This is a genomic window from Pseudomonas sp. R5-89-07 (assembly GCF_003851685.1).
Lineage (GTDB): Bacteria > Pseudomonadota > Gammaproteobacteria > Pseudomonadales > Pseudomonadaceae > Aquipseudomonas.
Window position 1 is genome coordinate 3,192,261 of sequence record NZ_CP027727.1, and the last position, 23,133, is coordinate 3,215,393.

Annotated in this window: 18 protein-coding genes; 13 read left to right on the forward strand and 5 right to left on the reverse strand. The window is 63.2% G+C overall.

Annotated elements, in window-relative coordinates:
- Positions 1-10: 10 nt before the first annotated feature.
- Genes C4J94_RS14655 through C4J94_RS14670 form a run of 4 tightly spaced genes read right to left on the reverse strand, consistent with a single transcriptional unit; the run spans position 11 to position 3,658 of the window.
- On the reverse strand, positions 11-1,210 hold the full coding sequence (locus tag C4J94_RS14655) for an ABC transporter substrate-binding protein (protein WP_124386827.1): 1,200 nt from the start codon (positions 1,208-1,210) through the stop codon (positions 11-13).
- The gene (locus C4J94_RS14660) at positions 1,197-2,000 is read right to left on the reverse strand and encodes an ABC transporter ATP-binding protein (RefSeq protein WP_124386828.1); all 804 of its coding nucleotides are present in this window, start codon (positions 1,998-2,000) and stop codon (positions 1,197-1,199) included. Before C4J94_RS14660 ends, C4J94_RS14655 begins: the two co-directional genes overlap by 14 nt.
- A complete protein-coding gene (locus tag C4J94_RS14665) occupies positions 1,997-3,058 on the reverse strand; it encodes an acyl-CoA dehydrogenase family protein (RefSeq protein ID WP_124386829.1) in 1,062 nt (353 codons plus the stop codon). The genes C4J94_RS14660 and C4J94_RS14665 overlap by 4 nt, the downstream gene beginning before the upstream one ends.
- Positions 3,059-3,097: 39 nt before the next feature.
- Positions 3,098-3,658, reverse strand: a complete 561-nt coding sequence (locus tag C4J94_RS14670) for a carboxymuconolactone decarboxylase family protein (RefSeq protein WP_124386830.1) — start codon at positions 3,656-3,658, stop codon at positions 3,098-3,100.
- A gap of 102 nt (positions 3,659-3,760) precedes the next feature.
- On the opposite strand from C4J94_RS14670, the gene C4J94_RS14675 reads away from it, so the two are divergent.
- On the forward strand, positions 3,761-4,663 hold the full coding sequence (locus tag C4J94_RS14675; protein ID WP_124386831.1) for an AraC family transcriptional regulator: 903 nt from the start codon (positions 3,761-3,763) through the stop codon (positions 4,661-4,663).
- Here the strand turns inward: C4J94_RS14675 and C4J94_RS14680 are convergent.
- Positions 4,660-5,571 carry a LysR family transcriptional regulator gene (locus C4J94_RS14680; protein WP_124386832.1) on the reverse strand — a complete coding sequence of 304 codons (912 nt, stop codon included), beginning with the start codon at positions 5,569-5,571 and terminating at the stop codon, positions 4,660-4,662. The genes C4J94_RS14675 and C4J94_RS14680 overlap by 4 nt on opposite strands.
- A gap of 110 nt (positions 5,572-5,681) precedes the next feature.
- On the opposite strand from C4J94_RS14680, the gene C4J94_RS14685 reads away from it, so the two are divergent.
- The 12 genes from C4J94_RS14685 to glgX all read left to right on the forward strand — a co-directional run bounded on the left by C4J94_RS14685 (position 5,682) and on the right by glgX (position 23,132).
- Positions 5,682-6,677, forward strand: a complete 996-nt coding sequence (locus tag C4J94_RS14685; RefSeq protein ID WP_124386833.1) for an aldo/keto reductase — start codon at positions 5,682-5,684, stop codon at positions 6,675-6,677.
- A 132-nt stretch (positions 6,678-6,809) separates the two neighbouring features.
- A complete protein-coding gene (locus C4J94_RS14690; protein WP_124386834.1) occupies positions 6,810-8,804 on the forward strand; it encodes a methyl-accepting chemotaxis protein in 1,995 nt (664 codons plus the stop codon).
- 88 nt (positions 8,805-8,892) lie between these two features.
- Positions 8,893-9,345: an SRPBCC family protein gene (locus tag C4J94_RS14695; RefSeq protein WP_124386835.1), complete on the forward strand. Its 453-nt coding sequence runs from the start codon at positions 8,893-8,895 to the stop codon at positions 9,343-9,345.
- Positions 9,346-9,467: 122 nt separating this feature from the next.
- A complete protein-coding gene (locus C4J94_RS14700) occupies positions 9,468-9,911 on the forward strand; it encodes a YqaA family protein (protein WP_124388987.1) in 444 nt (147 codons plus the stop codon).
- A 46-nt stretch (positions 9,912-9,957) separates the two neighbouring features.
- Positions 9,958-10,959: an alpha/beta fold hydrolase gene (locus C4J94_RS14705; RefSeq protein ID WP_124386836.1), complete on the forward strand. Its 1,002-nt coding sequence runs from the start codon at positions 9,958-9,960 to the stop codon at positions 10,957-10,959.
- A 20-nt stretch (positions 10,960-10,979) separates the two neighbouring features.
- A complete protein-coding gene (locus C4J94_RS14710) occupies positions 10,980-11,933 on the forward strand; it encodes a D-2-hydroxyacid dehydrogenase family protein (protein ID WP_124386837.1) in 954 nt (317 codons plus the stop codon).
- A 468-nt stretch (positions 11,934-12,401) separates the two neighbouring features.
- Positions 12,402-13,958 carry a glycogen synthase GlgA gene (gene glgA, locus C4J94_RS14715; protein ID WP_124386838.1) on the forward strand — a complete coding sequence of 519 codons (1,557 nt, stop codon included), beginning with the start codon at positions 12,402-12,404 and terminating at the stop codon, positions 13,956-13,958.
- A 20-nt stretch (positions 13,959-13,978) separates the two neighbouring features.
- A complete protein-coding gene (gene treZ / locus C4J94_RS14720; protein ID WP_124386839.1) occupies positions 13,979-15,724 on the forward strand; it encodes a malto-oligosyltrehalose trehalohydrolase in 1,746 nt (581 codons plus the stop codon).
- Positions 15,721-17,805 (forward strand): 4-alpha-glucanotransferase, encoded by a 2,085-nt coding sequence (gene malQ / locus C4J94_RS14725; RefSeq protein WP_124386840.1) that lies wholly within the window; start codon positions 15,721-15,723, stop codon positions 17,803-17,805. Before treZ ends, malQ begins: the two co-directional genes overlap by 4 nt.
- Entirely contained in the window at positions 17,802-20,552 is a 2,751-nt protein-coding gene (locus tag C4J94_RS14730; protein ID WP_124386841.1) for a malto-oligosyltrehalose synthase, read from the forward strand. The genes malQ and C4J94_RS14730 overlap by 4 nt, the downstream gene beginning before the upstream one ends.
- A 23-nt stretch (positions 20,553-20,575) precedes the next feature.
- Positions 20,576-20,848 carry a DUF2934 domain-containing protein gene (locus C4J94_RS14735; protein ID WP_124386842.1) on the forward strand — a complete coding sequence of 91 codons (273 nt, stop codon included), beginning with the start codon at positions 20,576-20,578 and terminating at the stop codon, positions 20,846-20,848.
- Positions 20,849-20,972: 124 nt separating this feature from the next.
- Positions 20,973-23,132, forward strand: coding sequence for a glycogen debranching protein GlgX (glgX, locus tag C4J94_RS14740; RefSeq protein ID WP_124386843.1), 2,160 nt, complete (start codon positions 20,973-20,975; stop codon positions 23,130-23,132).
- Position 23,133: the final 1 nt, after the last annotated feature.

The following is a 23,133-nucleotide window of genomic DNA, read 5'->3' on the forward strand; positions in this document are numbered from 1 at the left end:
TTACCGCTGCTCAAACGCCGATCTCCTCATGCCGCGCATAACCCTCAGGCAGGCCGAAGGTCTGCATGCCGCCGACGGCCTCGATGGCGTTGCGCACAAAGCGATCGTCCACCAGGTCCTTGGCGACGAACGCCGGGTCGAGGTCGGCGAGAAAGCGCTTGTCGCCTTCGATCAAGGTGTCCTTGAGGCGGCGGACCAGTTCTTCGGTGTAGCTGGGGAATGGGTAAGGCTGGAAGTCGATGCGGTGCTCGTCCCAGTTGGCGTGCTGGATCGCGCCATCGGCCAGGTACCCGGCGCGGTCGGCGGCGGCAGGCGCGAGCACCTTGCTCAACACCGGCTCGGCATGCGGCGTGTAGCGGTTCGGGCCGTCCTTGGACAGCAGCTTCACCGCCTCTTCACGATGGTCGCGGGTCCACACCTGGGCCTTGACGATGGCATTCACCACTTTCTGCGACCACTCCGGGCGATTGGTCAGGTCATGCTCATGCATGAACACCACGCAGCATGCGTGGTTGCGCCACACATCGCCGGTAAAGCGCTGCACCCGGCCCACCTTGAGGTTTTCCGCCAGGGCGTTGAACGGCTCGGCGACGATATAGCCGTCGATGCGCTTGCTGGCCAGTGCCGGTGGCATGTCCGAAGGCGGCAGCACGATCAGGTTGACTTCATTGACGCCAATCGCGCTGCCCGCCGCTCGCGCAACCGGCGTGAGGCCGTTATCGCGGAACAACTGCTGCACCACCACGTTATGAATCGAATACCAGAACGGAATCGCCACCGACTTGCCGCCCAACTGCTTGACGTCGGTGATCCCCGGCGCCACGGTCAGCCCCGAACCGCCGACGTGGTTCCATGCCACCACCTTGGCCGGCACCTTGCTGCCATAGCGCGCCCACACGGTCATGGGCGACAACAGGTGAATCACGTTGACCTGGCCGGAGATGAAGGCTTCGATCACCTGGGCCCAACTGCGCAACAACACTGGGCGCTCGGCCTTGATGCCCTCGGCTTCGAACAGCCCATTGTTGTGCGCCACCAACAGCGGCGTGGCGTCGGTGATCGGCAGGTAGCCGATACGCACCGGTGCGTCGGGCTCGCTGGCCGCCCGCGCCTGCAGGCTGCTCAACAACGGCAAGGCGCCGGCGGCGCTGAGCACCGCCGAGAGTTTGAGAAAGTCACGGCGCGAGTGGGTCAGGTCATCCAGGCACATGGCTAGGCTCCAGCGGGTCAAGGGGGTTGGGTTGAGGGCGGCTCGCCTGCCGTAAGGTTTTGAGAATCTCGATGCGCAGCGCGCCAATGGCTTCGACCTGTTCCTCACGCGGTTGCGGCAGGTCGATATGCCACTCACCCAACGTGCGCGCCGGGCGGTTACCCAGCAGCAGGATGCGGTCAGACAGCAGCAGCGCTTCGTCGATGTCATGGGTGATCAACACCGCTGCCGAGCCCTGCTCGCGGTTGACCTTGAGCAAAAGGTGCTGCATATCGGCGCGGGTCACTTCGTCCAGGGCGCCGAACGGCTCGTCCAGCAGCAGCACCTGCGGCTGGCGTGCCAGGCAGCGGGCCAACGCGGTGCGCTGGGCCATGCCGCCGGACAACTGCGCGGGAAACTGGTGACGGGCATGTTCCAGGCCCACAGCGGCAATCGCATGGTCGACGCGCTGGCGGCGTTCTTCGCTGCCAAGGTGCGGTTGCCGGGCGAAATCCAGGCCGAAGGCGACGTTCTTCTCCAGGTTCAGCCAGGGCAGCAGGCTCGGATCCTGAAACGCCACCGCCACCCGCGGGTGCGGGCCACTCAACGGCTCACCGAGCACGCTGACAAAACCGCCCTGGGGCGCCTGCAAACCGGCCAACACGCGCAACAGACTGGATTTGCCCACACCACTGGGGCCGAGGATCGACACCACTTCGCCGGGCTGCAACTGCAGGTCGAAGCCTTGCAATACCGGGCCGCTGGCATACCCCAGGCACACGCCCTGGGCCGTCAATACCGTCGGGTTCATAGGTTGGCCTGGCGTTGCAGCTCGGTTCGCAGTTGCACCAGGCTGGGCGTGACGATGGGCACGAACGCCGATTCGCGCCAGCGCCTGGCAAAGCCGCTGCCGTGGGCGGTGAGGTAAGCCTTGCCGCCGCTGGCCTGCAATTCCAGTTGCACCGCGCTGGCGGCGGTTTCGGCCAGGGCGATGCGCAGCTTGAACAACGGTACCGGCTCGAAGGCGAACCGCCCGGCCAGCAGGCCATTCTTGAGTTCGTTGACCAAGTGATCCAGGGTCACGCGCAGCGCTTCGAGTTCTTCACGCAACACGGTGCGCGATGCGCCCAGATGATGGGCCACCTCCGCCAGGGAGCGACGGGCCAGGCCAATCGACATACCGCACTGCAAGCCCAGGAATGCCGGGCGTACAGCCGGCAGGAACTGCCGCGCGTCCTCGTGCAGCAGCCAGTCGCGGCTCAACTCCACGCCTTCCAGGCCGAGGGCGGCGGTATTGCTCGATTGCAGCCCGAGCAATTCCAGGTCACGGGAGCGCTGCAAGCCAGCCACTGAATCCGGAATGGCCAGGATAAACGGCGCACCGCCGCCGGCGTGCTCGATGGCCGCAGCGGCGACGAAGCCGCTCTTGCGCAGGTTGGTCACCCAGTGCAGTCGACCGTTGAGGGTCCAGCCGTGATCGGTGGGTTCGGCGCTGATCTGCAGCGTCTCGATGCCAGACAAAAACTTCATCGCATTCGACAGCCCGGTGGCGCCGGCCAGCCTGCCGCTGATCAAGTCCGGCAGCAGTTGCTCGCGCAGCCGCGCATTGGGGCTTTGCAGCAGGTATTCGATAAAGGAACGCTGCCCCCAGCACACGAACGCCGCCGCCAGGGAATGGCTGGCGATATGGGCGATGGCGTCTACGGCACCGGTCACGTCGCCGCCCAGGCCGCCGAGGGCCTTGGGCACGCCGATTCGCAATATATTGGCTTCTGCCAGCCGTGGCAGCACTTCCTGTGGATCGCAACTGCCCACGTCCAGGGCCTGCGCTTGAACATCGAGCCAACGGCTCAAGATTGGGTCAAGCATGTATGTTTCTCCTTGTTCCTACAGTGGACCCGCGCCAACTCAGCTTGCCGGTTGTTCCCAACGGTACTGCGCCAGTTCAGGGTTCAACGGCGTACGTGCAAACACATTGGCAAAGTTGCACAGCGTGGCCAGGCTGACCCCCAGGATAACCTCCAGCGCCTGCCCGTCGGTGTAGCCGGCGGTGCGGAACGCGTCATAGCCCACATCGCTGACATCGCCACGGGTGGCGATCACTTCACGGGTAAACGCGGCGAGTGTCTCATAGCGCGCATCGGGCAACTCACCGCGCTGGCGCAGCGCCGCGATGACCTCTTCGGGCAGCTTGGCTTTGTTACGTGCCACAGCGGTGTGCCCGGCCACGCAAAAATCGCAACCGTGGTGGGTGGCGGCAATCAGTTGCACCACTTCACGATCAGCCAGGCTCAAGGTCGACTTGGCATTCAGGCCGGACACGGTGATATAGGTTTCCAGCGCCGCCGGGGCATTGGCCAGTACGGCAAGCAGGTTGGGAATGAACCCCGAGGTTTTCAGCGCGTTTTCCAGGAAGGGCTTGGCCGCTTCCGGCGCGGTTTCAGGGGTGAGCAGCGGTACACGGGACATGGAGTGGTCTCCTCATGGGTGAATGACTCCAGTCTGTTGGTTATAAAAAAACCGCTCAATAGGCTAAAGTAGCGATTACTTGCTCTAGAGTCTTTTCGTTAGATGAATTCGTCCAGCGCACTCGTCGATTGGTTATTAGACAGCCTCGAACTGAACACCAGCCTGTTTCACGTCGGCCGTTACTGCGGCGACTGGCACGCGAGCACCCACGGGCTGGCGAGGGCGAGTTTTCATCTGATCGTACAAGGCCAATGCTGGCTGCATATCGACGGCCAATCAGCGCAGTACCTGAACAATGGCGATGCGGTGTTCCTGCTGCGCGACCTGCCCTATCGGCTTTCCGGTGCAGACACCGCAGCGGGCGCACAGGAATGCCCGCGCCGCCCGATGCTGGCGCTCGATAGCAACGCTACGGACGGAGTGGGCCTGGTCTGCGGCTTCTTTGATTTCCAGTCCGGGCTGTCGGCGATGATTGTCGACAGCCTGCCCGCCTGGATCATCCTGCGCGCCGGTGACCCGTCGTTGACCGCTGCGCGCAATCTGTTCGAACTGATTCTGCAGGAGTGCGAGCGCCTGCCCGCGCCCTCTTCGGCCTTGCTCGAACGTCTGTGCCATCTGCTGTTTCTGTATGTGCTGCGCCAACAAGTGCTTGATAACACCGAACTGGGCGGCCTGGCGGCACTCGGTCGACAGCCGGCATTTTCCAATTTATTGGAACAACTGATCGCACGTCCGGCAGAGAATTGGACACTGCAAAGCATGGCCGCCTGCACCGGGTTGTCACGCTCGGCGTTTTTCAAGCGGTTCAACGAACTGTGCGGGCAGTCACCGGGCCAGGTGCTATTGATGATGCGCATGCGCCACGCCTGCCAGTTGTTCAAGACGGACCAGACCGTGGCGGATGTATCGCTGGCGGTGGGCTATCAATCAGTGGCGGCGTTTACCCGCGCCTTTCATAAAGTCACCGGGCAGCAACCGGGCGCTTACCGCCGCGCGCAAAGCTAGCGGCGCAAGCCGTTGCCCGGCTCGGCGCACAGCTTCACCAGCCAATCGACAAACACCCGGACCCGCTGGGACAGCTGGCGATGCGGCGGGTACAGCGCGGTCAGCGCCATGTTCGGCACCGCCACCTGCGGCAACACTTCCACCAGCGTGCCCTCGGCCAGTTGCTTCATGGCGTGATAATGCGGGGCCTGGATCAGCCCGTAGCCGGCTTCACAGGCCGCGAAATACCCGTCGGAACTGTTCACGGCGACCACTTTCGTCAAGTTCAGCGTGCGCAGCTCGGTGCCAAGCTGGAATTCCAGGCCGAAGCGCTTGCCACTCGCGCTGGAGACATACTCAATCATCTGATGCCGGGCCAGGTCGTCCAGGCTGGCGGGCACGCCCATGCGCTGCAGGTAGGCGGGGCTGGCCAGCGTCAGCTGGTGCATCATCGCCAGCGGTCGCGCCACCAGCGAGTCGTCCAACGCCAGGCCACCGCGCAGTACGCAATCGACCCCTTCACGAATCAGGTCCACCGGGCGGTCGTTGAGGCCGATGTCCAGCTCGATCTGCGGGTAGAGCGCGGTGAACGTCGGCAGCGCCGGGATCACGATCAAACGGCCGATGCCCGACGGCATATCAATGCTCAGGGTGCCGCGCGGGTTTTGCCGGCGCGAGGAAAACACCGCCTCGGTTTCTTCAAGGTCCGCCAGCAACTGCACGCAACGCTGGTAGTACGCCGCGCCGTCCAGGGTCGGGCTGACCTGGCGCGTGGTGCGCTGCAGCAATTGCACGCCCAGGTGGGCCTCCAGTTGCTTGATCAGGATCGTCACCGAAGCGCGCGGCAGTTGAAGGCTGTCTGCCGCCTTGGCAAAACCGCCGAGTTCTACGATTCGGGTGAAGACGCGCATGGCATTGAAACGGTCCACGGTTCACCCCGGAGATTGTTTAGATTTTACAAATAGTGATAGTGCTTTTAGCCGGTTTATCCAGGTTTTGTCGAGCGCGACAATGCACGCCTCAACCAAGGAGCACCACCATGCACACTCGCCAACTCGGTAAAAACGGCCCCCACGTCTCCGCCATCGGCCTCGGCTGCATGGGCATGAGCGACTTCTATACGCCGGGCCTCGACTCCACGGAGGCCATCGCCACCCTGCACCGCGCCCTGGAGCTCGGCGTCAACTTTCTCGATACCGCCGACATGTACGGCCCCCACACCAATGAACAACTGATCGGCAAGGCCATCGCCGGCAAGCGCGACCAGGTGTTCCTGGCCAGCAAATTCGGCATCCTGCGCGACCCGGCAAACCCCGCGCTGCGTGGCGTATGTGGGCGCCCGGAGTACGTGCGCGCCTCCATCGACGGCACGCTGCAACGCCTGGGCATTGAAACCCTGGACCTGTATTACCAGCACCGCATCGATCCCGAGGTGGCCATCGAAGAAACGGTTGGCGCCATGGCCGAGCTGGTGAAACAGGGCAAGGTGCGCTACCTGGGCCTGAGCGAAGCGTCGGCCGCCACGTTGGAGCGCGCGCACAAGGTTCACCCCATCAGCGCCCTGCAAAGCGAATATTCGCTGTGGAGTCGCGATCAGGAAGACAACGGCTGCCTCGCCACCTGCCAGCGCCTGGGCATCGCCTTCGTTCCGTACAGCCCGTTGGGTCGGGGGTTCCTCACCGGGGCACTGAAAAGCCCGGAGGATTTCGATGCCGAGGACTACCGGCGTTTCAACCCGCGCTTTCAGGGCGAGAATTTTGCGAAAAACCTGCAACTGGTCGCACAGGTGCAAGCGCTGGCAGCCGATAAAGGCGTAACGGCCGGCCAACTGGCGCTGGCCTGGGTATTGGCGCAAGGCGACTACATCGTGCCGATCCCCGGCACCAAGCAGCGTAAATACCTGGAAGAAAACGTGGCGGCCGTGTCGATCAGCCTCAGCCCGACCGAGCTGGGGGCGCTGACAGCGATCTTCCCGGCCCACGCAACCGCCGGCCTGCGCTACCCCGAGGAAGTGATGGCCATGCTGGAAATCTGACCACGCGGCGCCGTTCGACGGCGCCCGCACTTTCTTGCACGCACGTACCTAAAGCTGGCTGCTTCCAAGCCGATAGCCCTACGAAGCTCTAAAAAAGCCGCGTCGACAATAACGCTTCGTAAGGACGGCCCCATGCCCCCACTGCGCTCCATCCAAGCCCGCTATACCCTGTTTCTGGTGCTGTTCGTCCTGGTGTTATTGGTGTTGACCGTCGTGGGCATCGGCCAGTTGGTCGCGCCCAAGCTGCAATACACCGAAGAGCAGGTGGTGCTTAACCGCGTCGGCGAGGTAGCCGAACAGATCCAGGGCGAACTGAACAAGGTTCAGGCCCAGCAACGCACCATCACCCAAACCATTCCATTGCTCGACAGTGACGCCATCGACAAGGTGCTGCCCGGCCTGGTCGACCAGTACGGCGAGCTCAAAGTGTTCGGCGGCGGTATCTGGCCGCTGCCCAATCAGCGCACCCCTGGGCGCAACAAGCACAGCACGTTCTGGCACCGCGATGCCTCGGGCAAGCTGGCGGTCAACACCTTCTGGAACAGTGACCCGGCGCCCAACTATTACGACCAGAGCTGGTACAAGGGCGGCCTCGCCTCGCCCCGTGGCCAATGCGCCTGGGCCGCCGCCTACAAGGACGATGCCAGCCAGGAGCCGCGCACCAACTGCGCCATGGCGATCCAGCGTGACGGCGCCGCCTATGGCGTGGCGACCATCGACGTGACCCTGGGCTTCTTCAATGACCTGGTGGCCAGCAAGGAAAAAGACATCGGCGGGCAAATGCTGATCGTCGAAGGCGACGGCAAGATCATCAGCAACAGCTCGCGCATCAGCGGCCCGATCGTGCTGAAGAACATCAGCGAACTGACTGGCACCTCGGCCTTCGCCGCCCAGATCAGCAAGGCCCTCGCCCATCGCGACCAGGGCTTGCAACGTGCTGAGTTCGACAACCAGGGCGTGGCCAGTACCTTCTACATGCGCCCGATCGAAGGCACCCCGTGGTTCCTGGCGACTGCCCTGCCCACTTCGCTGATCACCGCCCAGCGCAATGACGTACTCGGCAGCCTGGCGCTGCTGCAAATCCCGATGGTGATCCTGCTGGTGCTGCTGGCGGCCTATGCCATTCGCCAACTGGTCCAGCGCATGAAAGCGCTGAAGGGCAATATCGACGCGCTGTCTGCCGGCGACGCCGACCTCACACGACGCATCACCATCCGCGCCGAAGACGAACTGGGCGCCATCGGCCACTCGGTGAACCGCTTTATCGTCTACCTGCAAAACATGATCGGTGAGGTGACCCAGGCCACCGGTGCCATGTCCTCGGGCCTGGCGCAACTGCAGCAAACCTCGGCGCACACCAACCAGATCCTGTTGCGCCACGCCTCGGAAACGGACCAGACGGTGACCGCCATCACCGAAATGAGCTCCACCGCCGACACCGTCGCGCAAAACGCCGCGGAAACGGCGGCGTTCACCCAGCGCGCCAACGAACACGCCGACCGCTCCCGCGTGGTGGTGGGCGAAGCGTCCGCCAGTGTCAGCGCCTTGATCGGTGAAGTCGCCAGCGCGACCCACACCGTGGAGAATATGCGCCAGGACGCCGCGCGTATCACTGAAACCCTCGGCGTGATCGGCGCCATCGCCGGCCAGACCAACCTGTTGGCACTCAACGCCGCGATTGAAGCGGCACGGGCCGGCGAACAAGGCCGCGGTTTTGCCGTGGTGGCCGATGAAGTCCGCGCATTGGCCGCGCGCACTCAGGCCAGCACCTCGCAGATCAACGAAATGCTGGCGCGCCTGACCACCGGTGTGGGCTCATCGGTCGCCGCCATGGAAAACACCCAGGCCAGCTGCCAGTCGGCGGCCGATGCCACGGAGCGGGTCAACACCGGGCTCGATGAGATGGCAGGCTCGGTCAGCCACATCAACAACCTGAGCACCCAGATCGCGACGGCCGCCGAGCAGCAGAGCGCGGTGACCGAAGAGATCAACCGCAGCATGGTGCAGATCCGACAGATGGTTGAAGAGTTGGTAGAAAGCGGTCATGTCACGCAAACCAATACCCAAAGCCTGCTGGACGCCAATGGCCGGGTGATTGCCTTGATGGGGCGCTTCAAAGTGCGTTGATCCACGCCTGAATACTCCCGTGCAAAGCGCGGGAGTCGGACTATTCTCACAACTCCTAGTGTAAAACCCGCCACACAGGAGGTGTGTCATGCACGCTGAGCAATCGGTCCGCTTGGAGCGAATCAGTCAGGAACGCTTCATCCAGGCCTCGGTCGAGACCGTCTACGACTACGTGACCCAGCCCGACCGCTGGCACGAATGGCACCCCACCTCCTTAAGCGCCGATACCGGCACCTGCGGCTCAGTGCCGGTCGGCACGCGGTTCACCGAAATCATCGACCTGCTGGGCATACGTGTCCCGCTGAGTTACCGCGTGCAAATCGCCCGTTGCCCGCACGAGTTCAAGACCGTATTCACCTCACTGGCGGTCGACGGCTCATTGCACTATTTCCTGCAAGCACAACAAGGCGGCACACTGTTCAAGCGTGTCCTGACCTATGAGACCGAACTGCAACTGGTGACCTTGCATGAACGCATGCTCGAACTCTCGCGCATTGCGCTGGACCAGCTCAAGCATCGCTTGGAGCACCTGCGGGATTGATCCCTCTCTCGCTTAACTGACCCGCTTCAGGGAAAATGCCCGCCTCCTGCCGTGCGTTCAGTGACACCGACCATGAAAAACCCTCTGCAACGAACCCGTCCGATTCATCGGCATCTGAAACCGTGCTGATGGGTTACCTGGGGCTGTTCGCCGCCGCCTTTGGCGCGGCGACATTACTGCCCTTGCAGTCGGAAGCCGTGCTGGTCGGGCTGCTGCTCAGCGGGCATTACAGCCTGTGGCTGCTGTTGGGCATCGCCACTCTGGGCAATGTGCTGGGTTCGGTGGTCAATTGGCTGCTGGGCCGCTCGGTGGAGCACTTCAAGGCGCGGCGCTGGTTTCCCGTCAGCCCCCGGCAGCTGGACAAGGCCCGCCGCCACTACACGCGCTGGGGCCATTGGACGCTGTTGCTCAGTTGGCTGCCGATCATCGGCGACCCATTGACTCTGGTAGCCGGCGTGATGCGCGAACCGCTATGGCGCTTCCTGCTGCTGGTCACCCTGGCCAAGGCGCTGCGCTACGGCGTGCTGGCCGCCGTGACCCTGCACTGGGTGTTAATCCCCCGTTAATCTCCCTTCAACAGCATCCGGGGCATTATTTCCGGAGCTTATGTCTATGCCTTCCATCCGACATCTATGCGTCGCCGGCCTGCTCACAGCCAGCGCCGCGCCAGTGTTCGCCGCCACCTACGGCCCTGAACTCGAGGGCTTCGAGTACCCCTACCCGGTCGAGCGTTTCAACTTCGAGTCCCAGGGCAAGCGCCTGCAGATGGGCTATATGGACGTGCCGGCCAAAGGCAAGGCCAACGGGCGCAGCGTGGTGCTGATGCACGGCAAGAACTTTTGCGGCGCCACCTGGGAAAGCTCGATCAAAGCCTTGAGCGACGCGGGTTACCGAGTGATCGCCCCGGACCAGATCGGTTTTTGCACCTCCAGCAAGCCCGAGCATTACCAGTACAGCTTTCAGCAACTGGCCCTCAATACCCACCAGTTGCTGGAAAAACTCGGTATTCAAAAAGCCACCCTGCTCGGCCACTCCACCGGCGGCATGCTCGCCACGCGCTATGCCTTGATGTACCCCGGCCAAACCGAACAGCTTGGGCTGGTGAACCCCATCGGCCTGGAAGACTGGAAAGCCCTGGGCGTGCCTCACCAGAGCGTTGACCAGTGGTATCAACGCGAGCTGAAAATGAGCGCTGACGGCGTGCGCAAGTATGAACGCGACACCTATTACGCAGGGCGCTGGAAGCCCGAGTACGAACGATGGGTAGACATGCTGGTCGGCCTCAACCAGGGCCCGGGGCATACCCTGGTGGCCTGGAACTCGGCGTTGATTTACGACATGATCTTCACCCAGCCGGTGTACTACGAGTTCAAGAACCTGCAAGCCCCCACCCTGCTGCTGATCGGCACCAGCGACAACACCGCCATCGGCAAAGACCTGGCGCCCGCGGACGTGAAGGCCAGGATCGGCAACTACCAGGTGCTGGGCAAGCAAGTAGCCAAGCTGATTCCCCATGCGACCCTGGTGGAGTTCGACGGCCTGGGCCATGCGCCGCAGATGGAAGAACCGGCCCGTTTCCACGCTGCGCTGTTGCAGGGTTTGAATGCCCTTTAACCTTTTCGAGGCACGCGTGAATGTCGCGACAGATCGCAGTCATTGATGATTGGCAGCAAGTGGCCAGCAGTGTGGTGGATTGGTCGATGCTTCAGCCTCTGGGCCAGGTGCATTTTCTGCACGACTACCCAGCCGATATCGCCACGATGGTCGAGCGTTTGCAGGAGTTCGACGTTATTTGCGTAATGCGCGAGCGCTCCGTCTTCGACCAGGCGTTATTGCAGGGGCTGCCCAGGCTCAAATTGCTGGTGACCGGTGGCATGCGCAACGCCGCCATCGACATCCCTGCCGCCAAGGCGCTGGGAATCCAAGTCTGCGGCACCGACAGCTATAAGCAGGCCGCGCCGGAGCTGACCTGGGCGCTGATCATGGCTACCACACGCAACCTGCTGGCCGAGGCCAACTCCTTGCGGGCGGGCGGCTGGCAAGTCGGCCTGGGCGGCGACCTGTATGGCAAGACCCTGGGCATCCTGGGGCTCGGCAGCATCGGCCAGAAAGTCGCGCAGTTCGGCCAGGTATTCGGCATGCGTGTGATTGCCTGGAGCGAAAACCTCACGTCAGAGCGGGCCGCCGAGTCAGGGGTGACTTGGGTCAGCAAGCGCGAGCTGTTCGAACAGGCTGACATTCTTAGCGTCCACCTGGTACTCAGCGAGCGCAGCCGCGGCCTGGTTGACGCGCAGGCGCTGGCCTGGATGAAACCCAGCGCGCATCTAGTGAACACGGCACGCGGGCCGATCGTGGATGAACAGGCACTGGTGGACGCATTGAGCAATGGGCGACTGGCCGGCGCGGCGCTGGACGTATATAGCCAGGAGCCACTACCGCTCGACCACCCTTTCCGCTCGCTGCCCAACGTCCTGGCCACGCCCCATGTCGGTTATGTGAGCGAGCAGAACTACCGACAGTTCTACGGGCAAATGATCGAAGACATCCAGGCCTGGGCGAACGGCGCGCCCATTCGAGTGCTCGGCTAACGCACCCTTTCAGTGCGCACGCACCTCTGTGGCGAGGGAGCTTGCTCCCGCTGGAGTTGCGCAGCGCTCCCAAACTCTTAGGGTCGCTGCGCGCCCCAGCGGGAGCAAGCTCCCTCGCCACAGGTTTCGCCGGCTTAACCTTATAAGTTTTTTGTCCTACAATTTTTCCCGCTAAACCCTGCAGGCGCTGGAATCTGTCCTAGACTCATGACCGATGGGTCCGTTCCAAAACAAAAACCCCGCAAAAAATCGAAACTTTCGAACTCTGCCACAGGTCCAGTTTTAGGTAAGGCGAACATATCCGGTTCAGGCCGCATGCCCGCCCATCCAAACTTTTTCAGCTAACCGTGCAACTGGCATACGCCTTGCCAGTTTGTATTGCGCTTGTGCGCCTGGCCGCAGGATGCGGTCACTCGGAGCCAATGGCAGCGGGCCATTAGCCGACCAACGAAACAAGGGGAGTGCATTATGATCAGTGCCGCAGTAGTAACTCAGGGAGAGCGTTTTAGTCAGCAGGCAGGGGGGCCGACGTCATTGGCCGACCTGCCCAACACTGTGCGGCCGATCGTGAGTAAGAACCCGAATCGAAAGAAAGTGCTGTTTGTCACCTCCGAGTTTGCCGACCTGGTGAAGACCGGCGGCCTGGGCGACGTTTCCGCTGCCCTGCCCCGCGCCATGGCCCACCTGCACGACGTGCGGGTGCTGATTCCCGGCTACCCGCAGGTGATGGAGAGCGACAACCCGATCCATATTGTCGGTGAGCTGGGCGGCCACGCGGCGCTGCCACCGTGCAAGATCGGGCGCATGGACCTCAAGGACGGCCTGGTCATTTATGTACTGATCTGCCCTGAGCTGTACGAACGCGAAGGCACACCCTACGGCGCCAACAACGGCCGCGACTGGCCGGACAATCACATCCGCTTCGCCCGCCTGGGCCTGGCCGCCGCCGACATTGCCGCCAACCTGGCACAGATCCACTGGTGCCCGGACCTGGTGCACGCCCACGACTGGCCGGCTGGCCTGGCCCCGGCGTATATGCACTGGCGTGGTTCACGCACCCCTACCCTGTTCACCATTCATAACCTCGCCTACCAAGGCGTGGTCAGCCTGGGCTGCACGCCCGAACTGGGCATTCCGCCCCATGCCCTGCAACAGGAAGGCATGGAGTTCTACGGCAAGATGTCGTTCCTCAAGGCCGGCATGGCCTATTCCAGCCACATCACCACGGTCAGCGCCACTTACGCCGCGGAAATCACCACCCCGGAATTCGGTTGCGGCCTCGATGGCTTCCTCGCCAGCAAGACCCAGCAGGGCCTGCTCAGCGGGATTCCCAACGGCATCGACGAAAGCTGGGAAACCTCGACTGACACCCACCTGACCCACAACTTCAATATCGGTGACTGGGAAGGCAAGGCCATCAATGCTGCCCATGTGCGCGAGCTGTTCGGCCTGCACGACTCCACCGGCCCGTTGTTTGCCGTGGTGTCGCGCCTGGTCTACCAGAAAGGCCTGGACCTCACCGAAGCCGTCGCCAGCTTTATTGTCGAAAACGGCGGCCAAATTGCCATCATCGGCCGTGGCGAGCCGGAAGAAGAACAAGCCATGCGCGAACTGGCGCTGCGCTTCCCCGGCCAGGTCGGCGTGCGCATTGGCTTCAACGAAACCGACGCGCGCCGCATGTTCGCCGGCAGCGACTTCCTGCTAATGCCATCGCGCTATGAGCCGTGCGGCCTGAGCCAGATGTATGCGCAGCGTTTCGGCTCGTTGCCGGTGGCGCGCAATACCGGCGGCCTGGCCGACACCATTGAAGATGGCGTCACCGGCTTTCTGTTCAACGAATCCACGGTCGACAGCTACAAGGCAGCCCTGGAACGTGCGTTCAAGGTGTTTTCCTACCCAGGCCTGCTCAATGCCATGCGCAGCCGCGCCATGACCCAACCCTTCAACTGGTCCCAGGCGGTGGAACCCTACGCCGAGCTGTATGAACAACTGGTGGCTAAAGCACTGGGGAAATCGACCAAATAATCAAAGAGAGGTCTTCATAGATGCCGTTACGGACTCTGGAAACCTGGCCCCACGGTGCACTGATGCTGGACGCGCAACACACGCGTTTCGCCTTGTGGGCGCCAGACGCGTTTTATGTCAGCGTTGAATTGCAGGATGGCAAATCCATCGCCATGCTGCCCCAGGCAGACGGCTGGTTCGAAGTCGAAATAGCCTGCCCTGCCGGAACGCTTTACCGCTTCAATATCGACGGGGAACGGGATGTTCCCGACCCCGCGTCCAGGGCCCAGGCCCAGGACGTCCATGGTTGGAGCCGGGTCGTCGACCCGCTCGCGTACGAGTGGCGGCACAGCCAATGGCAAGGCCGCCCGTGGCACGAAGCGGTGATCTACGAATTGCACGTCGGCGCGATGGGCGGTTACGCCGAAGTCGAGAAACACCTGCCGCGCCTGGCCGAGCTGGGCGTGACCGCCATCGAACTGATGCCCCTGGCGCAGTTCCCCGGTGAACGCAACTGGGGTTACGACGGGGTACTGCCCTACGCACCGCACTCTGTCTACGGCTCCCCCGAACAGCTCAAGCACCTGATCGACTGCGCCCATGGCCACGGCCTGGCGGTGGTCCTCGATGTGGTCTACAACCACTTCGGCCCCGACGGCAATTACCTGGGCCAGTATGCCAAAGGCTTCTTTCAGGAAGACGTGCACACGCCGTGGGGCGCAGGCATTGATTTCGAACGCCGTGAAGTGCGGGATTTCTTCCTCGATAACGCCCTCATGTGGCTGCTCGAATACCGCTTCGACGGCCTGCGCCTGGATGCGGTACACGCCATCGACAATCCCGGTTTTCTGCAGGAACTGGCGCAACGGGTGCGCCAGCAGGTCGATACCGGCCGCCACGTGTGGCTGGTGCTGGAAAACGAGCTGAACCAGGCCAGCCTGCTCAAGCATGATTTCGACGCGCAATGGAACGACGACTTCCATAACGTACTGCACGTGCTGCTCACCGGCGAAACCGATGCCTATTACAGCGACTTTGCCGAGCAGCCCACCGACAGGCTGGCCCGCTGCCTGGCTGAAGGTTTTATCTACCAGGGCCACACCACCCGCCACGGCCATGCACGCGGTGAACCCAGCGCCGAGCTGCCTCCGACCGCCTTCGTGGCGTTCCTGCAGAACCACGACCAGATCGGCAACCGCGCCCTGGGCGAACGCCTGCACCAGCTGTGCCCGCCCGAGGCGCTGAAGGCGGCGACTGCCCTGTTGCTGCTGTCGCCGATGATTCCGCTGATGTTCATGGGTGATGAAGTCAACGCCGCAGAGCCGTTCCTGTTCTTCACTGACCATCACGGTGAGCTGGCCGAGGCCGTACGTGAAGGCCGACGCAACGAGTTCGCCGATTTCGCCGCGTTTCACGATCCCGAGCAACGTGAACGCATTCCCGATCCGAATGCGGTGACGACACTCGAGCAGTCGAAGCCCTCCTTCGTCGAAAACGAGCACACCCAGCTCTATCGCCACTTGCTGAGCCTGCGCCACCAGCATGTGGTGCCGCACCTGCCCGGCAGCGTGGCCCTGGGCGCACAAGTGCTGGGCGACGCTGCCGTCACTGCGCGCTGGCGCCTGGGCAATGGCCGCGTGTTGCAAATCGACCTGAACCTCGGCGCCGAGCCCGTCGACCAGCCCGCATCGCCCCACGTGATCTTTCAAACGCCTGCCGAGGTCGTGGCGCACTTGCCGCCCTTCAGTGCGCGCGTATCTTTATTCCCTGCCGGAGAACCGTCTTGAGCGAAGCGAACCTGGAACTACTCGCCAGCCGCGCGGGCCTGGCCGTCGATTGGATCGATGCCAACGGCCGCCCGCAACATGTGCAGCCCGACGCGCTGCGCGCCGTGCTCAAGGGGCTGGGACACCCGGCCGACACCGAAGACCAGATCGACGCCAGCCTGCGCGAACTGGAGCAGGCCGAGCAGGATAAACATCTGCCCCCGCTGCTGACGGTCGACAGTGGTGAAGGCCTCGACCTGGCCCACTACTTCGCGGCAGACACGCCATGCCGCGTGCAGCTGGAAAACGGCGAAACCCTGGAGTTACGCCTTGACGGCAATGCCGTGCTGCCGGGCATTATCGCCCTCGGCTATCACCAGGCGCATATCGACGGTCAAACCTTCACCGTCGCCGTCGCTCCCGCCCGTTGCCACAGCGTGGCTGAAGCGGTCGACAGCAACCCCGCCCGCGCCTGGGGCCTCAGCGCCCAACTCTACTCACTGCGCCGCCTCGGCGACGGCGGCTTTGGCGACACCCTGGCGCTGGAACATTTGGCCCGCTCAGCCGCCGAGCGCGGCGCCGATGCCCTGGCGATCAGCCCGATGCACGCCATGTTCAGCGCCGACACCGAGCGCTACAGCCCCTACTCGCCTTCCAGCCGGCTGTTTCTCAACAGCCTGTATGCCTCGCCGGGTTGCATCCTGGGCGAACGTGAAGTGCGCAATGCCATTGAGGCCGCGGGCCTGACCGATGAATTGCACGACTTGGAACAACTCATCCTGATCGACTGGCCCACCGCCGCCAAGGCCAAGCAACGCCTGCTGCGCGCGCTGTATGACGACTTCCGCCATGGTCACCATCCCCAACATGCAGACTTCCAGAGCTTTCGCCAGGCCGGCGGAGAAGCCCTGGAAAACCACTGCCGTTTCGAAGCCGTGCAAGCCTTGCGCGCCGCCGCCGGCGAAGACCTCGACTGGCGTCAGTGGCCCGAAGCCTGGCGTACACCGCAGAGCCCGGCGTTGGCGCAGTTCGCCGAGGAGCACCGTGATGAGATCGGCTATTTCGCCTTCACCCAATGGCTGATCGCCCGCAGCCTGCAACGTGCGCAACAGGCGGCGCGGGGCAGTGGCATGGGCATCGGCCTGATTGCCGACCTGGCGGTGGGCGCAGACGGCGGTGGCAGCCAGGCCTGGAGCCGCCAGGATGAACTGCTGGCCGACCTGACCGTCGGCGCGCCGCCGGACATCCTCAACCGTGCCGGCCAGGGTTGGGGTATCTCAGCCTTCTCCCCCGAAGGGCTCAAGCGCAACGGTTTCCGCGCCTTCATCGAAATGCTGCGGGCCAACTTCGCCCACGCCGGCGGCCTGCGCATCGACCATGTGATGGGCCTGCAACGCCTGTGGGTCATCCCGAATGGCGCATCACCGCGCGACGGCGCCTATCTGTATTTCCCGGTGGACGACATGCTGCGCCTGTTGGCGCTCGAATCCCATCGCCATCAGGCCATTGTGCTCGGTGAAGACTTGGGCACCGTGCCCGACGGCCTGCGGGAAAAACTCAGCAGCCGGGCGATTCTCGGCATGCGCGTGCTGCTGTTCGAACAAGACCACAACGGCCAGTTCCGGCCCATTCTCGACTGGCCGGACAACGCCCTCGCCACCACCAGCACCCACGACTTGCCGACCCTCAACGGCTGGTGGCACAGCCGCGACATCGAATGGAACATCGAGTTGGGCCTGATCGATGCGCCCACCGTGGATCAATGGAGCGAGCACCGCCTGCGCGAACGCCAGGCGCTGCGCCAGGCCCTGAGCCAGGACCCGCAAAACTTCGTCGATGAAATCCGCAACGACACCGACCACATGATCGACGCCAGCGTGCGCTACCTCGGCCACACCCGTGCGCCGCTGGTATTGCTGCCGCTGGAGGATGCCCTGGGCATGGAGGAACAACCCAACCTGCCCGGCACCACCGACACCCATCCCAATTGGCGCCGCCGCCTGCCCGGTGAAGCGTCCAGCCTGCTCGACAATGCCGGCGCCGCGCGCCGCCTCGAGCTGCTGGCGGTTGCGCGCAACCAAGCCTATGAGCGTGACCGATGAAAGCACTGCCCCTGCGCGCCACCCAGCGCCTGCAATTTCATAAAGGTTTTACCCTCGATGATGCGGTGCCACTGGTGCCGTATTTCGCCCAGATGGGCATCAGCCACCTGTACGCCTCGCCCCTGCTCAAGGCCCGCGCTGGGTCAATGCATGGCTATGACGTGGTCGACCCTACCCGCGTCAACCCGGAACTGGGCGGCGAGGCGGCGTTGCGGCGCCTGGTTGCCGAGCTGCGCGCACACGACATGGGCCTGATCCTCGATATCGTCTCCAACCATATGGCCGTGGGCGGCGCCGATAACCCCTGGTGGCTGGACCTGCTGGAATGGGGCCGTTTGAGCCCCTACAGCGAATTCTTCGATATCCAGTGGCACTCACCCGACCCGCTGCTCAAGGGCCAACTTTTGATGCCGTTCCTCGGCAGCGACTACGGCGAGGCGTTGCAGAGCGGCAACCTGATCCTGAAGTTCGACGCGGCGCAAGGTGGGTTTTACGTCGAGCACTATGAGCATCGCTTCCCGATCTGCCCACGGGATTACGCGTTGATCCTGGGCGGCGACGAGGCGCTCAAGCCCTTGGCTGATCGCTTCGCCATGCTCGCCTATCAGGACGACGCCTACGCCGAAGCCGCCCGGCTCAAACAGGCATTGGCCGAACAGGCCGGGGGCCTGCTGCCCGCTATCGAACGGCGCCTCGCCAGCTTCGACGGGCGCACGCCGGAGGGCTTCGAGCGCCTGCATGAGCTGCTGGAGCAACAAACTTACCGCCTGGCGAGTTGGCGCACGGCGGCGGACGACATCAACTGGCGCCGCTTCTTCGATGTGAATGAGCTGGGCGGTCTGCGCGTGGAACGTACGGCGGTGTTCGAGGCCACCCACGCCAAGACGTTCGAGCTGATCAGCGCCGGCTTGATCGACGGCCTGCGCATCGATCATATCGACGGCCTGGCCGACCCGCGCGGTTACTGCCGCAAGCTGCGCCGCCGGGTGGATGCGCTGTCGCCGCAACGGCATCTGCCAATCTTCGTGGAAAAGATCCTTGGCGAAGGCGAAACCCTGCGCGACGACTGGCAAGTGGACGGCACCACCGGCTATGAGTTCATGAACCAACTGTCGCTGCTGCAGCACCATCCGGACGGTTTCGCCCCACTGGCCGAATTGTGGTCACGCCACAGCGAACGGCCGTCGGCGTTCATGGACGAAGCCCGGCTGGCACGCCAGCAAATCCTCAACGGCTCCCTGGGCGGCGACTTCGAAAGCGTGGCCCAGGCGCTGTTGCAAGTGGCTCGCGACGATGTGATGACCCGTGACCTGACCCTGGGCGCAATTCGCCGGGCATTGCAGGAACTGATCGTGCACTTCCCGGTGTACCGCACTTATATCAGTGCCCGCGGGCGCAGCGCGGCGGACGACAAGGTGTTCCAGCAAGCCATGGAAGGAGCGCGTACCACGTTGAGCGAAGGCGACTGGCCGGTGCTCGATCACCTGGAAAAATGGCTGGGTGGGCAACCGTGGCGCAATCGCCCGTTGGGCCGCGCACGCAAGATGCTCAAGCATGCCTGCGTGCGCTTCCAGCAACTGACCTCGCCCGCTGCCGCCAAGGCGGTGGAAGACACCGCGTTCTACCGTTCGGCGGTGTTGTTGTCGCGCAACGATGTGGGCTTCAGCACCGAGCAGTTCAGTGCACCGCTGGCGGACTTTCACGCGGTCAACCAGCAGCGACTCGAGCACTTCCCGCACAATTTGCTGGCCACCGCCACCCACGACCATAAACGCGGTGAGGACACCCGCGCACGCCTGGCGGTGCTGAGCGAGTGCGCCCCCTGGTATGCCGAGCAGGTCGAACACTGGCGCAGCCTGGCCGCACCGCTGCGCGACACACCCGATAGCCCTTCGGCGGGCGACGAACTGATCCTCTATCAAGTGCTGCTCGGCAGCTGGCCTCTGGAGCCCAACCCCGACCTTGAGGCCTATCAGCAACGGCTGTGGCAGTGGCAACAGAAAGCCTTGCGCGAAGCCAAGCTGCAAAGTAGCTGGAGCGCGCCGAACGAGGCCTACGAGCACGGCGTTGAAACCTTTCTGCAAGGTGTATTGCTCAGTGAAGCCGGCGGCCCACTGCGCAGCGCCATTGCCAGCGCGGCCCAGGCCATCGCACCCGCTGGCGCCCTGAATGGGCTGGCGCAGACTTTGCTTCATCTGAGTGTGCCGGGTGTGCCGGACGTGTACCAGGGCGATGAGTTCTGGGACTTCAGCCTGGTGGACCCGGACAACCGCCGGCCGGTGGACTTCACTGCGCGGCAACGCGCATTGGATACCCCGGCGAACCCCGTCGAGCTGTTGTCCCACTGGCGCGACGGGCGGGTCAAACAGGCGCTGATCGCGCAGGTGCTGGCCTTGCGCAAGGCTCACCTCGGGTTGTTCATAGACGGCACTTACACGGCCTTGGAGGTGGTTGGCGAACGGGCCGAACACGTGGTCGCCTTCTGCCGCGAACACCAAGGTAAACGCCTGCTGGTGGTGGTACCGCGCTGGTCCCGACGTTTGCTCGAAAATGTGCTGCAACCGCTGATTCCTGCGCAGGTTTGGGGCGATACGCGGGTGAAATTACCGTTCGCCGCCCCGACGCAAAACTGGAAGGGACTTTTTCAAACAAGCGCAGTCACACCAGACAAGGAGCTGTTGGTCAGCACTGCCCTGGGGGATTTCCCGGTCAATGTCTTTATCAATGCCGATATCCAAGAAAGCTGAACATTTTCTCTGAGGAGTGTGTGATGAGTAATGAAGACAAACGCATCCGCGAACTGGCGCATCAGATCTGGGAATCCGAAGGCAAGCCCCACGGTGAAGATGCACGGCACTGGGAGATGGCGCGCAAACTGGCCGAGGCCGAAGCGCTGACGCCAAGCAAGCCCAAGCCTGCCGCCAAACCCAAGACCGCGCCCAAGGCCGCGGCCAAGCCCAAACCTGCTGCGCCTGCGGCTGCCGCCAAGCCGGCGCCGAAGAAGCCAGCCGCGCCGAAGAAACCCAAACCAGCCGCTCATTGATCGCCGCGCCCCCTGACGGCATTGCCGTCAGGGGGCCTTTATCTATTATTAAAGTCATACGCTGAATAATTGTCAGTACGGCCGCGTTCGGCCCGAAAAAAAGAACCTTTGCAGGAGCAACACCATGAGCAAACCCGAAAAAGCCTCAGCCACGCCGGACCACGAGCCGTCGCGGATTCGTGAAGGTTTGCCCTTCCCCCTTGGCGCCACCTGGGACGGCCTGGGCGTCAACTTCGCGCTGTTTTCCGCCAACGCCACCAAGGTCGAGCTGTGCCTGTTCGACGATGCGGGTGAAGTGGAACTGGAGCGCATCGAACTGCCCGAATACACCGATGAAATTTTCCACGGCTACCTGCCCGACGCCCACCCAGGGCTGATCTACGGCTACCGTGTGTATGGCCCCTATGACCCGGAAAACGGCCATCGTTTCAACCACAACAAACTGCTGATCGACCCCTATGCCAAGCAGCTGGTGGGCGAACTCAAATGGTCCGAAGCGCTGTTCGGCTACACCATCGGCCACCCCGACGACGACCTCAGCTTCGACGAACGCGACAGCGCCCCCTTCGTGCCCAAATGCAAGGTCATCGACCCGGCGCACACCTGGGGCAATGACCAGCCGGTACGCGTGCCATGGGACCGTACGATCATCTACGAAACCCACCTGCGCGGCATCAGCATGCGCCACCCTTCAGTCGGCGAGTCGGTGCGCGGTACCTGCGCCGGGCTGATGGAGGATGACGTGCTCAAGCACATCCGTCAGTTGGGCATTTCCTCGGTCGAGCTGCTGCCGGTACACGCCTTCGTCAACGACCAGCATTTGCTGGAAAAAGGCATGACCAACTACTGGGGCTACAACAGCATCGCGTTTTTCGCGCCCGACCCGCGCTACCTGGCCAGCGGCAAGATCGCCGAGTTCAAGGAGATGGTCGCGCACCTGCACGAGCAGAAGCTCGAAGTGATCCTCGACGTGGTCTACAACCACACCGCCGAAGGCAATGAGCGCGGCCCTACCCTGTCGATGCGCGGTATCGACAACGCCTCGTACTACCGGTTGATGCCCGATGAAAAACGTTTCTATATCAACGATTCCGGCACCGGTAACACCCTCGACCTGAGTCACCCGTGCGTGCTGCAGATGGTCACCGACTCCCTGCGCTACTGGGCCACCGAGATGCACGTCGACGGCTTCCGCTTCGACCTGGCAACCATTCTCGGACGCTACCGCGACGGCTTTGACGAACGTCACAGCTTCCTTGTGGCCTGCCGCCAGGACCCTATCCTGCGCCAGCTCAAATTGATCGCCGAACCTTGGGATTGCGGGCCAGGCGGCTACCAGGTGGGCAATTTCCCACCGGGCTGGGCGGAATGGAACGACCGTTTCCGCGACACCGTGCGCGCCTTCTGGAAAGGCGATGACGGGCAGTTGGCGGACTTCGCCGGGCGCATGACGGCCTCGGGCGAGATGTTCAACCATCGTGGGCGCCGGCCTTACAGCTCGGTGAACTTCATCACCGCCCACGACGGCTTCACCCTGCACGACCTGGTGTCGTACAACGACAAGCACAACGAAGCCAACGACGAGAACAACCAGGACGGCAGCAATAACAACCTGTCGTGGAACCATGGCGTCGAAGGCCCCACCGACGATCCGGAAATCAACGCGCTGCGCCTGCGCCAGATGCGCAACTTCTTCGCCACCCTGCTGCTGGCCCAGGGCACGCCGATGATTGTGGCCGGCGATGAATTCGCCCGCACCCAGCACGGCAACAACAACGCCTACTGCCAGGACAGCGAGATCGGCTGGGTCAACTGGGACCTGGACGATGACGGCAAGGCGCTGCTCAAGTTCGTCAAGCGCCTGATCAAGTTGCGCCTGGCGTACCCGATCCTGCGCCGTGGACGCTTCCTGGTGGGTGACTACAACGAAGACATCGGCGTGAAGGACGTCACCTGGCTCGCGCCGGATGGCAACGAGATGACCACTGAGCAGTGGGAAGACAGCCACGGTCGTTGCCTGGGCATGCTGATGGATGGCCGCGCCCAGGAGACCGGGATTCGGCGTGCCGGTGCCGACGCCACGCTGTTGCTGGTGGTCAATGCCCATCACGACATGGTCAATTTCCGCCTGCCACCGGTGCCCCAGGGCGAGTCCTGGAATTGCCTGCTCGACACCAATGACCCAGCGGTACGTGGCCAGGAGCGCTTTGACTTCGAAGACGAGTACGCGGCAACCGGCCGCTCCCTGCTGCTGTTCGAGCTTCAGCACGACGAAGAGGTGTGAA